Annotated in this window: 10 protein-coding genes and 3 tRNA genes; 12 read left to right on the top strand and 1 reads right to left on the bottom strand. The window is 72.1% G+C overall.

Annotated elements, in window-relative coordinates; genetic code table 11:
* Positions 1-2 precede the first annotated feature (2 nt).
* From UK12_RS10335 to UK12_RS10355, 5 genes are all read left to right on the top strand, one after another.
* Positions 3-1,724, top strand: a complete 1,722-nt coding sequence (locus UK12_RS10335) for a LytR C-terminal domain-containing protein (protein ID WP_045302084.1) — start codon at positions 3-5, stop codon at positions 1,722-1,724.
* A gap of 99 nt (positions 1,725-1,823) precedes the next feature.
* Positions 1,824-2,261, top strand: coding sequence for a ribosome silencing factor (gene rsfS / locus UK12_RS10340; RefSeq protein WP_045302086.1), 438 nt, complete (start codon positions 1,824-1,826; stop codon positions 2,259-2,261).
* A 23-nt stretch (positions 2,262-2,284) separates the two neighbouring features.
* Complete coding sequence (locus tag UK12_RS10345; RefSeq protein WP_269432006.1) at positions 2,285-2,905, top strand: histidine phosphatase family protein; 621 nt, start codon at positions 2,285-2,287, stop codon at positions 2,903-2,905.
* A gap of 105 nt (positions 2,906-3,010) precedes the next feature.
* Positions 3,011-3,083 (top strand) — tRNA-Ala (locus UK12_RS10350).
* A 37-nt stretch (positions 3,084-3,120) separates the two neighbouring features.
* A tRNA-Ala gene (locus UK12_RS10355) sits at positions 3,121-3,193 on the top strand.
* Positions 3,194-3,259: 66 nt separating this feature from the next.
* On the opposite strand, the gene UK12_RS10360 is transcribed toward UK12_RS10355, so the two are convergent.
* On the bottom strand, positions 3,260-4,189 hold the full coding sequence (locus tag UK12_RS10360) for a helix-turn-helix transcriptional regulator (RefSeq protein ID WP_045302090.1): 930 nt from the start codon (positions 4,187-4,189) through the stop codon (positions 3,260-3,262).
* A 113-nt stretch (positions 4,190-4,302) separates the two neighbouring features.
* On the opposite strand from UK12_RS10360, the gene UK12_RS10365 reads away from it, so the two are divergent.
* From UK12_RS10365 to UK12_RS43150, 7 genes are all read left to right on the top strand, one after another.
* Positions 4,303-5,823, top strand: coding sequence for an MFS transporter (locus UK12_RS10365; protein ID WP_082119486.1), 1,521 nt, complete (start codon positions 4,303-4,305; stop codon positions 5,821-5,823).
* Positions 5,824-6,153: 330 nt separating this feature from the next.
* Positions 6,154-6,226: transfer RNA gene (locus UK12_RS10370), tRNA-Ala, on the top strand.
* A 140-nt stretch (positions 6,227-6,366) separates the two neighbouring features.
* Positions 6,367-7,665, top strand: a complete 1,299-nt coding sequence (locus UK12_RS10375) for a hypothetical protein (protein ID WP_045302092.1) — start codon at positions 6,367-6,369, stop codon at positions 7,663-7,665.
* Between the two features lie 271 nt (positions 7,666-7,936).
* Positions 7,937-10,816, top strand: coding sequence for a leucine--tRNA ligase (gene leuS, locus UK12_RS10380; RefSeq protein WP_045302094.1), 2,880 nt, complete (start codon positions 7,937-7,939; stop codon positions 10,814-10,816).
* 250 nt (positions 10,817-11,066) lie between these two features.
* Positions 11,067-11,888 (top strand): hypothetical protein, encoded by an 822-nt coding sequence (locus tag UK12_RS10385; protein WP_197084727.1) that lies wholly within the window; start codon positions 11,067-11,069, stop codon positions 11,886-11,888.
* Positions 11,889-12,070: 182 nt separating this feature from the next.
* Positions 12,071-12,916, top strand: a complete 846-nt coding sequence (locus UK12_RS10390) for a DegV family protein (protein ID WP_045302098.1) — start codon at positions 12,071-12,073, stop codon at positions 12,914-12,916.
* Between the two features lie 403 nt (positions 12,917-13,319).
* Positions 13,320-14,333: a ComEA family DNA-binding protein gene (locus UK12_RS43150; protein ID WP_082119487.1), complete on the top strand. Its 1,014-nt coding sequence runs from the start codon at positions 13,320-13,322 to the stop codon at positions 14,331-14,333.
* Positions 14,334-14,369 lie beyond the last annotated feature (36 nt).

Here is a 14,369-nt window from a genome sequence, read left to right on the forward strand (position 1 = left end):
GCGTGACCGGAACGGCAGACCGCAGGGGACCGGAGGACGGCGGCTGGTACCAGCAGCCGGGTTACGACGGGTACGGGCAGCCGGTGCACGGCCAGGGCCAGGGACAGCAGGACCAGGGGCGGGACCCGTACGGGTACGGGCAGCAACAGGGGTACGCCCAGGAGCAGTACCAGGACTACCAGCAGCCCCAGCCGTACGAGCCGCAGCCGCAGGAGTACTACTACCAGCAGCAGCCGGTGCACGACCCGTACGCGCAGCCCCAGCAGCCGTACCAGCAGCAGCCTCAGCAGCCGCAGGAGTACTACTACCAGCAGCAGCCGGTGGCCCAGCCCGTCGTTCAGCCGGTCGCCGCGCCGCCGCGTCCCGCGGAGCCGGTCGCGGAGCCGGTCCCGCCGCAGGCCCGGCGGCCCGTGCCGCAGCCCGTGCAGCCGGCGGTGAAGCCGCAGGCCGAGCGGGTCGGGGCGGCGCCGGACGACGCCTACGCGACGGGCGAGTTCACCTTCGTCGACGAACCGGCGGAGGAGACCGAGGACGTCATCGACTGGCTGAAGTTCGCCGAGTCCCGCAGCGAGCGCCGCGACGAGCGCAAGCGCAGGCTGCGGACCCGGCTGATCGCGGCCGTGGTGGTGCTGGTCCTGATCGCGGGCGGCGGGGCCGGCTACCTGTGGTGGAGCGGCAAGCTGGGCGGGCCCAAGACCGCGGCGGCGGCGGCCGGGCCGCGGCAGGTGAACGTGGTCCAGCTGCGGGAGCTCAACGGCAAGGTGAGCAGCGCGCTGCTGGTCGACGACGCGTCCGGGCACAAGGGTTCGGTCCTGCTGCTGCCGGACACCCTCAAGCTGCCCAGCAGCGGGGAGTCCGCGACCACCTCGCTCGGGCAGGCGATGGACTCGATCGGCGCGTCCGGCACCAGGGACGGTCTCAGCACCGTGCTCGGCGCGACCGTGGCCGGCACCTGGCGGCTGGACACCCCCTATCTGAAGCTGCTGGTGGCCCAGCTCGGCGGTGTGAAGGTGGACACCAACGTCGAGGTGAAGGGCCCGGACGGCAAGGTGGCCGCCCCGGTGGGCAAGGGCGTCACGCTGAACGGCGACGCCGCCGTCACGTACGCCACCACCCAGGCGCCCGGAGAGGGCCGGGACGCCCAGCTGGCCCGGTTCGGGCAGGTGCTGGACGCGCTGGTGCGGACCATGCCGACCGATCTGTCCGAAGCGCAGGACGACGTGCACCGGATGAACGCGGTGCTCGACCCCTCGCTGCCCGAGCAGGCGCTGGCCGGGGTGCTGGCGCAGCTCGCCAAGCTGGCCAAGGACGGCAGCTTCGGCACCAGCACGCTCAAGGTGCAGCCGGACGGGACGCTGGACGAGGCCACCGCGGGCGCGCAGGTCAAGGAGGTGCTCGGCGGCACCGTGCACAAGGCCCAGAGCAGCGGCGGGACCGCCCGGGTCAGCATCGTCAACGCTTCGGGCAGCGACCAGTCGGCGAACACCGCGCTGGTGGCGGTCGCCAACGCCGGTCTGGACGTGATCCCGAGCGGGGGCAAGGCGAACAGCACCCAGGCGCTCAGCGAGGTCCGCTACACCGACGACTCCAGGGCGGCCGCCGCGAAGTCGCTGGCGATCACGCTCGGGCTGAAGGAGTCGGCGGTGAAGAAGACCACCGACGCGCAGAACGCCGACCTGGTGGTGGTCCTGGGCAAGGACTACCAGCCGGGCAAGGGCCAGTAGCCGCCCGCGACCGAGGGCCCCGGAGAACTCCGCCGGGGCCCTCTCGCGTTCATGAGATCCTGGAAACCGTATCTGTGTACATCGAGCGGGAAGAACACCGTGACTGCCACTGACCGGAGCCAGGAACTGATCACCGTCGCCGCCCAGGCGGCGGCCGACAAACTGGCCCACGACATCATCGCCTTCGACGTCAGCGAGGTGCTGTCGATCACCGACGCCTTCCTGATCGCGTCGGCCTCCAACGACCGCCAGGTCAAGTCGATCGCCGAGGAGATCGAGGACCAGCTGCGCGAGCAGCTCGACATCAAGCCGGTGCGCCGCGAGGGCGAGCGCGAGGGCCGCTGGATCCTGCTGGACTACCTGGACATCGTGGTCCACGTCCAGCACTCCGAGGAGCGCTCCTTCTACTCGCTGGACCGGCTCTGGAAGGACTGCCCCGAGCTGCCGCTGCCCGCCGACGCGCTGGCCACCCGGAACCGCCCGGAGAACGTGATCACCGACGCCGCGGGCAACGCCGTCGCCGAGGACGAGCGCTGAGCGGCGCCGCGGGGGGCCCGCGCATCGTCTTCTGGCGGCACGGTCAGACGTCCTGGAACCTGGAGTCCAGGTTCCAGGGCACGACCGACATCGACCTGACCGATCAGGGCATCTTCCAGGCCCAGCGGGCGGCCAAGCTGCTCGCCGGCCTCCGGCCCGACCTGCTGATCTCCTCCGACCTCACCCGGGCCCGGCGCACCGCCGTCGAGCTGGCCCGGCTCACCGGCCTGGAGGTGGACCACCACGAGGGTCTGCGGGAGACGTACGCGGGTGAGTGGCAGGGCCTGACCAACGCCGAGATCCGGGCGCGGTTCCCGGAGCAGTACGAGGCGTGGGCCAAGGGCGAGCCGGTCCGGCGCGGTGGCGGGGAGCTGGCCACCGAGGTGGCGGACCGCTCCGTCCCGGTGGTGATGGCGGCGGTCGAGAAGCTGCCCGTGGAGGGCACGCTGGTCGTGGTCAGCCACGGCGGCACCATCCGCACCATGATCGGTCGGCTGCTCGGCATGGAGGCGGAGCAGTGGGAGCGCTTCGGCGGTCTCTCCAACTGCTGCTGGTCGGTGCTGGGCCAGGGGGCGCGCGGCTGGCGGCTGCTGGAGCACAACGCGGGCACCCTCCCGCAGCCGGTCATCGGGGACGAGACCTGAGGGCGCCGGTACGACGGGATTTCGCAGTTCCGGGCCTGACCAGCTAGAGTCTTCCTCGTTCGCAGGAAAGAACGCCGCCCGAGAGGGAGGCGGGAAGTCCTCCGAGGGGCTGTAGCTCAGTTGGTAGAGCGCTTGCATGGCATGCAAGAGGTCCGGGGTTCAATTCCCCGTAGCTCCACTCCGCATCGGTGGTCCGTCAGGGCTGCCCGGTTCGCGGGGCTGTAGCTCAGTTGGTAGAGCGCTTGCATGGCATGCAAGAGGTCCGGGGTTCAATTCCCCGTAGCTCCACAACAGACGCCGAAGGGCGCCTTCCCGGTCGGGAGGGCGCCCTTCGGCGTTGTGGTCCCGCTCCGCTCAGCGGGTGTGCACGTGGCCGGGGTCGGTGGCCCGGGCGCTCGGGTTCGCGACGAGCTGCTCCACCAGCTCGCGGTCGCGCGGGCTCTCCGGGGTGTAGACCACCAGGTACGCCTCGGGGGCGGCGGGAATGGTCAGGTACGAGGCCTGGAAGCACATCTCGCCGACCAGGGCGTGCCGGAAGACCTTGCGGGACGTCCGGGGCGGGGCGACCTCCTGGCGGGCCCACAGCTCGCGGAACTCGGGGCTGGCCGCCGCCAGGTCCCGGATGTACTCCTCCCAGGCGGGCTCGCCGACGTGGCGCCCGTACGCGCCGCGCAGCACGCCGACCATCCGGGGCAGCTCCTCGTCCCGGTTCAGGAAGGGGTTGCAGCAGGCCGGGACGGTGAAGGCGCACCACATGCTGTTGCGGCGGCCCTGCGGCGCGCTCGGGCGGGTCGCGCCGGGGAACAGGGCGTCGTACGCGCTGTTGAAGCGCAGCAGGTCGTAGCGGCTGTTGCAGATCGCGGCGGGCAGCGGGCTCAGCTCGTCCAGGATCACCTGGCTGACCGGGTCCAGGATCGGGCAGGGCGTCTCGCCTCGGCGGCTCGGGGTGAGGCCGGCCAGCCGGAACAGGTGCTCGCGCTCGGTGCTGTCCAGCCGCAGGGTGCGGGCCACCGCCTCCAGCACCTGCTCGCTCGCGTTGATCGGCCGCCCCTGCTCCAGCCACGTGTACCAGGTCACCCCGACACCGGCGAGCTGGGCCACCTCCTCGCGGCGCAGCCCCGGGGTGCGGCGGCGCGGCCCGGCGGGCAGGCCGACCGCCTCGGGGCTGACCCGGGCCCGGCAGGCCTTGAGGAAGTTGGCCAGCTCGGAACGGCGCTGGTCCCGGTTGGTGGCAGCGGCGGCGGTCGCGTCGGCGGGTTCGGTACGGGTGTCCAGCACGGTCATTCCCCCATCGTGACGGATCCTCGGACCGGACGGCAGCCCGGTGGGGGGTGCTGCCAGTACCAGGATCAACAGGCTCTAACCACCAGTATCCGCAAGCCAGCACGCTGGTACCCATGACGGATCTCCAGACCCGAACGACCATCGCCGCGACCGCGGCCCCGGGCACGCAGCCCCCGGGCACGCAGTCCCCGAGAACGCAGTCCCCGACCGGCCGGTCCTCCGGCGGCCCGGCCCCGGCCGCGCGCGGCGTCGTCCGCCCGGGGCTGCTGCTGGCCCTCGTCCTGACCGGCCAGTTCATGGCCCTGCTCGACGTCTCCATCGTCAATGTCGCCGTGCCGACCATCCGCACGGACCTGCACGCCTCCGGCGCCGCCCTCCAGCTGGTGATCGCCGGGTACACCATCGCCTACGCGGTGCTGCTGATCACCGGCGCCCGGCTGGGGGCCCGGTTCGGCTACAGCCGGCTGTTCCAGTACGGCCTGGTCGGCTTCACCGCCGCCTCACTCGCCTGCGGGCTGGCTCCCTCCACCGGGGCGCTGATCGGCTTCCGGCTGCTCCAGGGGGTGGGCGCGGCGCTGATGGTGCCTCAGGTGATGAGCCTGATCCAGCGGACCTTCACCGGCGCCGCCAGGACCCGGGCGCTCGGACTGTACTCGGCCGTGCTGGCGGGCGGCATGGCGATCGGGCAGGTGGTCGGCGGGGTGCTGGTGAGCGCGGATCTGTTCGGCAGCGGCTGGCGGCCGGTGTTCCTGGTGAACGTGCCGATCGGCCTCGCCCTGCTGGCCTTCAGCCGGCGGCTGCTGCCGGTGATCCCCGGGGACGCCTCCCGCCGCTTCGACGTGGCCGGCCTGCTGGTGCTGGCGGCGGCGCTCGGGCTGCTGGTGGTGCCGCTGGTGCTCGGGCACGAGCTGGGCTGGCCCGCCTGGGGCTGGGCGATGCTGGCCGGGAGCGTGCTGATGTTCGGGCTGTTCGGCCTGGTCGAGTGGCGGATCGCCGCGCGCGGCGGCCAACCGCTGGTCCCGGCCCGGGTGCTGCGCGCCCCCGGGCTGCTCCCGGCCTCCGGGGCGATCTTCCTGATCATGGCGGGCTTCTCCGGCTTCATGTTCTCCTTCGCCCTGCACCAGCAGGCCGGTCTCGGCCACAGTGCGCTGCGGGCGGGGCTGCTCTCCGCGCCGGTCGCGGTCGGCTTCGGCCTCTCCAGCCTGCACTGGCAGCGACTGCCGCAGCGGCTGCACCGTCCGCTGCCGACGCTGGCCCTGGCCGTGGTGGCGCCCGGCTACCTGGTCTTCGGACTGATGCTGCGCGGCGGCGGCGAGATCGGTCTCGGCTCCGAACTGGTGCTCACGGCCGTGGGCCTGGCGGCCGGGTGCGCGTACAGCCCGCTGTTCGCCCGGGCGCTCGGCCGGGTCGACCCTGCGGACGCCGCCGACGGCAGCGGGGTGATGGTGACGCTGATCCAGCTCGGCCAGGTGGTCGGGGTGGCACTGCTCGGCACGGTCTTCCTCGGCCAGGTCAACTACCCGTCCTCGCACGGCACTTCGGGGCACGCCCTGCTGGTGGCCACGGCGGCGATCGCAGCCGCCTTCGCACTGGCCACGGTCTTCTCGCTGCGCACCCGGCGCGCCGCCGTCTGACGGGCGGCGGATCCGTCACGCCGGCCGGCGCTGCTCCATGGGGGTGAGCAGCGACGGCCGGCGGCATTCCGGGTGGCCCCCCGGCGTGGCGGTCAGCCGGGGGTCCGGGAAGCGTACGGGGGTCGGTCGGGTAAACGGAAGGCACTCCTCCGTGAAGCTTTCATGGTGATTTCCGGGGTGGCCGTGCGGCGACCGTCCGTGACCGCCCGCGCGCCGGAGCCCGTGGCGCCGGGCCGAAGAGCGGATTAGGGGACTGCCCGCAGGAACGTGTACAGTTGTCCACGTCGCCGAGGGAGACCGCAGGGAAACCGCCGGAGACAAGAAGAACAAGGGGCTGTAGCTCAGTTGGTAGAGCGCTTGCATGGCATGCAAGAGGTCCGGGGTTCAATTCCCCGTAGCTCCACAGTTGGAAGGCCGCCTCCCGGACCGGGAGGCGGCCTTCCGCGTTGTGTCCCCGGGCTCGGCCGAAGTCCCGTACCGCGCCGCCGCGTTCAGTCCGCGGTGGCCTACCCGGCTGCCCGGCTCGGCAGTTACGGTCGTGCCATGGCGGATCTGGCGCGCAAGCGGAACGAAGAACTGGCCCGGATACTCCACCAGCTCGGCTGGAGCCCCGAACGCCTCGCCCGCGAGGTCAACACCGGCCTCCCCGCCCAACTGGCGATCAGCTCGACCGCCCCCTACAAGTGGCGCGACCGCGGCATGGTCCCCAGGGCGCCGCACGACCAGACGGTCTGCGAGGTGCTCAGCCGGGCCGTCGGCATCGCGGTGACGTACGAGCAGCTCTGGGGCCGGATGGGCAGCGGGCGCGGCGCCAAGATCCTCTCGCCCCGGCTGCTCACCGACCCGTGGACCGCGGACACCGCCCAGACCGCCCTGCACGAGGCCGGCGCCGACACCACGCCGGTCCGCCTCACCGACCTGTTCCGCGGCGCCGAGCTCGAACAGGCCGCCCGCCACTGGGCCTCCCCGCCGCCCGAGGTCACCGGCGGCGAGGGCGCCCTGCGGATCGCCCCCGCGCACCTGGCCGACCTGCGGATCTCCTACGACAGCAAGCAGCGGCTGGAGCGCACCTACGGCGGCGGACTGATCCTCGGCCCCGCCAAGGCCGAACTGGCGCTGGTGGGCAAGCTGCTGGAACTCGGCTCCTATGACGAGCAGCTCGGCCGGGACCTGTACGGCGTGGCGGGCCGACTGGCCAGGCTGGTCGGCTGGGCCAGTTACGACCTGGGCAACGATGCGGCCGCCCAGCGTGCCTTCGTCGCCGCACTGCGGGCCGCCCACGTCTCCGGCGACCCCAGGCTGGGCGTGAGCGTGGTGGGCTGCCTGGCCGCGCAGGCCACCCACAACTCCGGCGGGCGGGGCCTGGACCCGGTCGCGATGCTCTCCACCGCGCTGCGCGCCGCCGACGAGGTGCTGACCCCGGCCGAACGGGCGCTCCAGCTCGGCCGGATCGCGCGGGCGCACGGCAAGAAGGGTGAGCCGATCAGCGCCGAGGCGGTCGCCGAACGGGCCTTCCAGGCGCTGGAGGAGGCGGAGGCGGGCGAGGACGACCGCCAGGAACGCGCCGACCTGGAGGGCATGGTGGGGGAGGGTTACCTCTTCCTCGGCGACCACGAGCGGGCCCGCTACCTGCTGCTGGCCGCGACCGGCGCGCTCGCACCGGACCGGGCCAGAACCAAGGCGCTGCTGATGGTCCGGCTGGCCGACTCCTACCGGCGGACCGGCGAGCACGGGGCCGCCGCGGAGACCGCCGACCAGGCGAGGATGCTGGCGGCGGGCATGCAGTCCGGGCGGGTGGCCGCGGCGCTGCGCGAGTTCGACGCGGCGGTCAAGGCCGGATAACCCGACGGGCGCCGCTTGACCGTGCGGTACCCTGAGCCCATGCGAACCGTGCGCCTGCTCCTTAGCCGGCCGCGCTGACCAGGACCGGCTGAGCCTTCGGGCGGTTGCCGGAGTCGGCGTGGCGTCCCCTCCTGCGAGGGGCTTTTTTGTTTTACGGCTTTGTTCTACGGCTTTGCTTTACGGCACCGCCCGGTTTTACGGCGCCGCCCGCTTCCCGGGCTGCCGCTCGGCTGACGATTCGCTAACCGACATCGATGGAGCTTGAAGGACCATGAGCGAGACGACACCTGCTTCCGCCGCCGTCGAGGCTGCCGGCGAGCCCTTCCGGTACAGCGCGGCCCTGGCCGCGGAGATCGAGTCCCGCTGGCAGGACGTCTGGGAGAAGGAGGGCACGTTCAACGCCCCCAACCCGGCCGGTGCGCTGGCCGACCCGACCGCCGGTGACGTCACCGCGAAGCCGCACAGCTTCATCATGGACATGTTCCCGTACCCCTCCGGCGCCGGTCTGCACGTCGGCCACCCGCTGGGCTACATCGCCACCGACGTGTACGCCCGCTACCAGCGGATGACCGGCCACAACGTGCTGCACACCCTGGGCTACGACGCCTTCGGCCTGCCCGCCGAGCAGTACGCGGTGCAGACCGGCACCCACCCCCGGGTGTCCACCGAGGCGAACATCGCCAACATGCGCCAGCAGCTGCGCCGCCTGGGCCTGGGCCACGACTCGCGCCGCTCGATCTCCACGATCGACCCCGAGTACTACCGCTGGACCCAGTGGATCTTCCTGCAGATCTTCAACTCCTGGTACGACGCGGACGCGGCCAAGGCCCGCCCGATCGCCGAGCTGGTCGCGCAGTTCGAGGACGGCTCGCGCGAGGTTCCGGGCGGCCGTGCCTGGTCCGAGCTGTCCGGTGCCGAGCGCGACGACATCCTGGGCGAGTACCGCCTGGCGTACGCCAAGGAGGTGCCGGTCAACTGGTGCCCCGGCCTGGGCACCGTCCTGGCCAACGAGGAGGTCACCGCGGACGGCCGCTCCGAGCGCGGCAACTTCCCGGTGTTCAAGTCCAACCTGCGCCAGTGGATGATGCGGATCACCGCGTACTCCGACCGGCTGATCAAGGACCTGGACCTGCTGGACTGGCCCGAGGCCATCAAGCTGCAGCAGCGCAACTGGATCGGGCGCAGCGAGGGTGCCCGGGTCGACTTCGCCGTCGACGGCGACGCGATCACCGTCTTCACCACCCGTCCTGACACCCTGTTCGGCGCCACCTACATGGTGCTGGCGCCCGAGCACGGCCTGGTCGACTCGATCGTCCCGGCCGCCTGGCCCGAGGGCATCCGCGAGGACTGGACCGGAGGCGCCGCCACCCCCGCCGAGGCCGTCGCCGCCTACCGTGCCGAGTCCGCCGCCAAGTCCGACGTCGAGCGCCAGGTCGACGCCAAGATCAAGACCGGTGTCTTCACCGGCGCGTACGCGGTGAACCCGGTCAGCGGCGAGGACGTTCCGGTCTTCATCGCCGACTACGTGCTGATGGGCTACGGCACCGGCGCCATCATGGCCGTCCCCGCCCACGACCACCGCGACTTCGCCTTCGCGCGCGCCTTCGGCCTGCCGATGCGCTGCGTGGTCGAGCCGACCGACGGCCGCACCGAGAACCCGGCCGAATGGGACGACGCCTTCGACACCTACGACTCCGTCATCGTCAACTCCGCCCACGACGGCCTGGCCCTGAACGGCCTGAGCGTCGTCGAGGCCAAGGCCGCGGTGACGTCCTGGCTGGCCGAGCAGGGCATCGGCGAGGGAACGGTCAACTACCGCCTGCGCGACTGGCTGTTCAGCCGCCAGCGGTACTGGGGCGAGCCCTTCCCGATCGTCTACGACGAGGACGGCGTGATGCACGCGCTGCCCGAGTCGATGCTGCCGGTCGAGGTCCCCGAGGTCGACGACTACTCGCCGCACACCTACGACCCCTTCGACTCCACCTCCTCGCCGAAGACCCCGCTGTCCCGCAACGAGGACTGGGTCACCGTCGAGCTGGACCTGGGCGACGGCGTGAAGACGTACCGCCGCGAGACCAACACCATGCCCAACTGGGCCGGTTCCTGCTGGTACGAGCTGCGCTACGTCGACCCGGTCAACGGCGAGCGCGCGGTCGACCCGGCCAACGAGCAGTACTGGCTGGGCGCCACCGCCGAGAAGCCCGCCGGTGGCGCCGACCTGTACGTCGGCGGTGCCGAGCACGCCGTGCTGCACCTGCTGTACGCCCGGTTCTGGCACAAGGTCCTGCACGACCTGGGCCACGTCTCCTCGGTCGAGCCGTTCCACAAGCTGTTCAACCAGGGCATGATCACCGCCGACGTCTACCGCGACGAGCGGGGCTTCCCGGTGCCCGCCGCCGAGGTCGAGGAGCGCGACGGCAAGTACTTCTGGCAGGGCGAGCCGGTCAAGCGCGAGGCCGGCAAGATGGGCAAGTCGCTGAAGAACGCGGTCGCCCCGGACGAGATCGCCGACGAGTACGGCGCCGACACGCTGCGCCTGTACGAGATGTCGATGGGCCCGCTGGACGTCTCCCGCCCGTGGGACACCCGGGCCGTGGTGGGCTCGTACCGCTTCCTGCAGCGGCTGTGGCGCAACATCGTCTCCGAGGACACCGGCGAGCTGGTGGTGACGGACGAGCCGGCCGACGAGGCCACCCTGCGCGCGCTGCACAAGGCGATCGACGGCATCCGCGGCGACATGGCCAACCTGCGCTTCAACACCGCGGTCGCCAAGGCGATCGAGCTGAACAACTTCCTGGTGAAGCGCGGCTCCACGCCCCGCGCCGTGGCCGAGCAGATCGTGCTGCTGGTCGCCCCGCTGGCCCCGCACATCGCCGAGGAGCTGTGGCGCAGGCTGGGCCACAACGGCTCGCTGGCCTACGCCGACTACCCGGTCGCCGACCCGGCGTACGTGGTGGACGAGACGGTCACCTGTGTGGTCCAGATCAAGGGCAAGGTCAAGGCCCGGCTGGAGGTCGCGCCGTCGATCTCCGACGCCGAGCTGGAGACGCTGGCACTGGCCGCCCCGGCCGTCGTCGCGGCGATCGGTGACGCGCCCGTGCGCAAGGTCATCGCGCGGGCACCGAAGCTGGTGAACATCGTCACGGGCTGACGGGTTCGGCTTGTTCGAAGGGTGGCCCTTCCCGGGTGCTTGGTCTCCGGGGGAGGGTCACCCTTCTTGCTCGCCTGCGTTCTCTCCGTGGGTGTTCTGTGTGAGGTGTTCTCCGGGGACGGCTGTCGTTGCCGTGGGGGATGTCCCTGAAGGTTCCCTGATCTCGGGTGGAATGTCCGTTCTGTGGAGGCCTGCGGACAAGGGTGCGGCTACCGTGGAAGCCCTTGGTGGGTGGCGGAAGGTGGCTGGTGTGATGGACGCGATCGGCATGGTGTTCGGCGTGGTTCTGCTCTTCGTGGTGGCTGCCTTGGCCATGCTGGTCGTCGGGGCGGTGAAGGCCACCAGGCGGGTGGCGGCGAGGGTCGGCGAGCACGAGGCGAACGCCCGTCGCGCCGTCGAGAACGCCGCGCTGAAGGCCAAGACCTTCACCAAGCCCGGCCCCGTGGGCAGGATCTCCGCAGTCCGCCTCTCACTGCGGACCTCGCTGGAGGGCACCCGCAAGGTGTTGGAGGCCGGTCTGCCCGAGGACGGCCAACTCGCCGAAGCCCTCCAGCTGCTGACCAGGCTCGAGGCGCACGCGGCCGAGCTGGACGGTGAGTTGCGGATCCTGGAGCGCGAGCCCGACCAGGGCCGGGTCGCCGCCAAGCTGCCCGAACTGGCCGAGCGGGCCGAGCGGATCACCCACTCTGCGGAGTCGATGCGCTGGGCTGCACAGGACCGGATGCACCGTTTCGCGGACGACGAGCTGGCGCGGCTCAGCGAAGCGTGTGAGACCGAGGCGGGGTCGTTGCGGCACTGGGAGTCGGCTGGTGGTGCTGGTGGTGCCGGTGGTGCCGGTGGTGCTGCGGGTGCAGGTGGTGGCGATGGCTCGGTGCCGGCCGGGGGTACGGGGTTCACGCCCTCCGCTCAGGGGCAGGCGGGGCGCGGCGCGGAGCGCAAGGGGCTGGGCGCAGGGCGTCAGCAGAGTGCCGAGGACGTGCTCGGGCTGGCCGCCGAACCGCTCGCCCGGCTTGCCCAGCGGCTGCGCAAGCCCTCGGCCGGTCCTTCGGCCGGGAACCCGTCCGCCGGCTGAGCCCTGTTTCCGGCCGGCCGGCGGGCCGCTGCCGGGGCACGGGGCCGGCCGTGTGCCCGGCCGTATGCCGGGTGGCACGGGTCGCGCGGGGTGTGTGGGGCCGGCCGTGTGCACGGTCCGGGCACGGTGCTCGCGAGTGGTAGCGCTGTCTTCTGTGCCGGACGGGGAGTAACCTCCGGCTCATGCCCGACCGCCTCGCACTCGTCACCGACTCGACGGCCTATCTGCCGCAGGAAGCCATCGACCGGCATCGGATCGCGGTGGTCCCACTCAGCGTCGCCGTGGGCGACGAGGTGCTGGCGGAAGGCGTGGAGATCTCCCCGAAGGACGTCGCCGAGGCGCTGCGCGCCAAGCGCAGGGTCACCACCTCCCGCCCCAGCCCGGAGACCTTCGCCGCCGCCTACCGTGCCGCCGCCGAGGCGGGTGCTTCCGGGGTCGTCTCGGTGCACATCTCGGGTGAGCTCTCCGGTACGTACGAGGCCGCCCGGCTCGCCGCCGGCGAGGCCGGGATCCCGGTCCGGGTCGTCGACAGCCGTCTGGTCGGCATGGCCCTCGGACATACCGTGCTGGCCGCCGCCCGGGCACTGGAAGCAGGTCTGGGTCTGGACGAGACGGTTGCCGCCGCCACCGCCCGTGCCGCGACGACCAGCAGCTTCTTCTACGTGGACACCCTCGAGTACCTCCGGCGCGGCGGCCGGATCGGTGCCGCACGGGCGCTGCTCGGCTCGGCGCTCGCGGTGAAGCCGCTGCTGCACCTGTCCGGCGGCCGGATCGAGCCGCTGGAGAAGGTCCGCACCGCCTCCCGGGCAATCGCCCGGCTGGAGGAGCTCGCGGTCGAGCAGGCGGGGACTGCCGAGGTCGACATCGCGGTACACCACCTGGCCGCCGAGGAACGGGCGGAACCGCTGGCCGAACGTCTGCGGGAGCGGGTCCCCGGCCTCAGGAACCTCTACGTGGGCGAGGTCGGCGCGGTGATCGGCGCGCACGTCGGCCCTGGGCTGCTCGCGGTCGTCGTCTCGCCGCGCTGAAGCTTCCGACCGCCGCATCCCGCTTGAAACTCACTCGTTCGGGCGACCGGAGTTATCCACAACCCCGAGTTGTCCACAGGAATTCGATGGGTTCGGGGCGGGGCGCGGATCTGCTCGTACCGTCCTCGGCATGAGGACGATGACACCGGGCGCCGCCCGCCGCCGTGAGACCGCCGAAGCCGCCCGGGACCGGATGGCCAACCTGTTCCCGACCGACCAGCAGCCGCAGCAGCAACCGGCCCCGGCCGGACGCCACCGCCCACCGGGCGGAGCGTCGGTGCCTCGGGGCACCCGGAGGACGCTCTCGCCGCCTCGGCCCGGCTCTTCGCCGGGCCGGCAGGGGCCGCCCTTGGACACTCCCGAGCCGCCACAGCCGGAGGAGTCGCTCGAATCGAGCCGGTCCATGGAGTCGGACGAGCTGTCAGCGGACTCGGACTCGGACTCGGTCTCGGATGTGGACTCGGGCTCGGACGAGCCGGACGAGTGGTCGGAGCCGGGGCGACCGCCCGGGGCTTCGAAGGCGGGGGGCACCGCAGTTGCCGGGCGGACGCCGTCATCCGATGCCGTTCTGCGTGAGCGCAGCCCCACATCACTGCTGCGGTTGTACGAGCGTGCTGCGGCTGGCCCGCCAGTAGCGCCGTCCGCAGCCCACGAGACCGATGAACAACGGGAGGCTGAGCCGGACGCCTCCGACCGAGCCGACCGAGCGTCGGCAGCCGTCGACCGTCTACCGACGTCACCCGATGCGATTGCCCGGCCAACCGGGCTGCGGCACCGACGGCTACGGCTACCGGCGCTCCATCCCGGTCTGGCACTCGACCGGAGGGCGGTGCTCGGGCTGACCGTGCTGCTCCTGCTCGCTGTCGGCTACGCCGTGCAGCATTTCTGGCTCGGGCGCCCGGAGCCGGTGCCGATCCCAGCCGCTGTGCCCGTCGCAAGCCCAGTGTCGGCGGCACACAGCGGTGCCGATCCGCCGGCGTCGTCCGCTGCGGGGCCGTCGGGTGCAGTGGTGGTCGTGGAGGTGGCCGGGAAGGTCCGACACCCCGGGTTGCGCACGCTGCCCAGTGGTTCGCGGGTCTCCGACGCTGTGAGTGCCGCAGGCGGCCCGCTGCCCGAGACCGACACCACCGGTCTCAACCTCGCCCGGCTGCTGACCGACGGCGAGCAGATCGTGGTCGGTGCACCGGCCGGTCAGCCTTCCCCCGCCGCCGCCGGCGGACCGAAGGGACCGCTCAGCCTGAACCAGGCCACCATCGAGCAGCTCGACGCACTGCCCGGAGTCGGCCCGACACTGGCCGAGCGGATCGTCCACTTCCGCCAGGAGCACGGCGGATTCCGTTCCGTCGACCAGCTCCGACAGGTCAGCGGCATCGGCGCCCGTAAGTTCGGCGAGCTCCGCCCCTTGCTCACGCTCTGATGCACCATCGTCCGTCATCCGGTCATCCTCTGGCCG

It is taken from the genome of Saccharothrix sp. ST-888 (genome assembly GCF_000955975.1).
Taxonomy (GTDB): Bacteria; Actinomycetota; Actinomycetes; order Streptomycetales; family Streptomycetaceae; genus Kitasatospora.

What these genes read in the sequence shown, in the direction of transcription:
- UK12_RS10360 (WP_045302090.1), bottom strand. Translation starts at nt 4,189, where the DNA reads ATGACCGTGCTGGACACCCGTACCGAACCCGCCGACGCGACCGCCGCC.
- UK12_RS10365 (WP_082119486.1), top strand. Translation starts at nt 4,303, where the DNA reads ATGACGGATCTCCAGACCCGAACGACCATCGCCGCGACCGCGGCCCCG.
- UK12_RS10375 (WP_045302092.1), top strand. Translation starts at nt 6,367, where the DNA reads ATGGCGGATCTGGCGCGCAAGCGGAACGAAGAACTGGCCCGGATACTC.
- leuS (WP_045302094.1), top strand. Translation starts at nt 7,937, where the DNA reads ATGAGCGAGACGACACCTGCTTCCGCCGCCGTCGAGGCTGCCGGCGAG.
- UK12_RS10390 (WP_045302098.1), top strand. Translation starts at nt 12,071, where the DNA reads ATGCCCGACCGCCTCGCACTCGTCACCGACTCGACGGCCTATCTGCCG.
- UK12_RS43150 (WP_082119487.1), top strand. Translation starts at nt 13,320, where the DNA reads ATGGAGTCGGACGAGCTGTCAGCGGACTCGGACTCGGACTCGGTCTCG.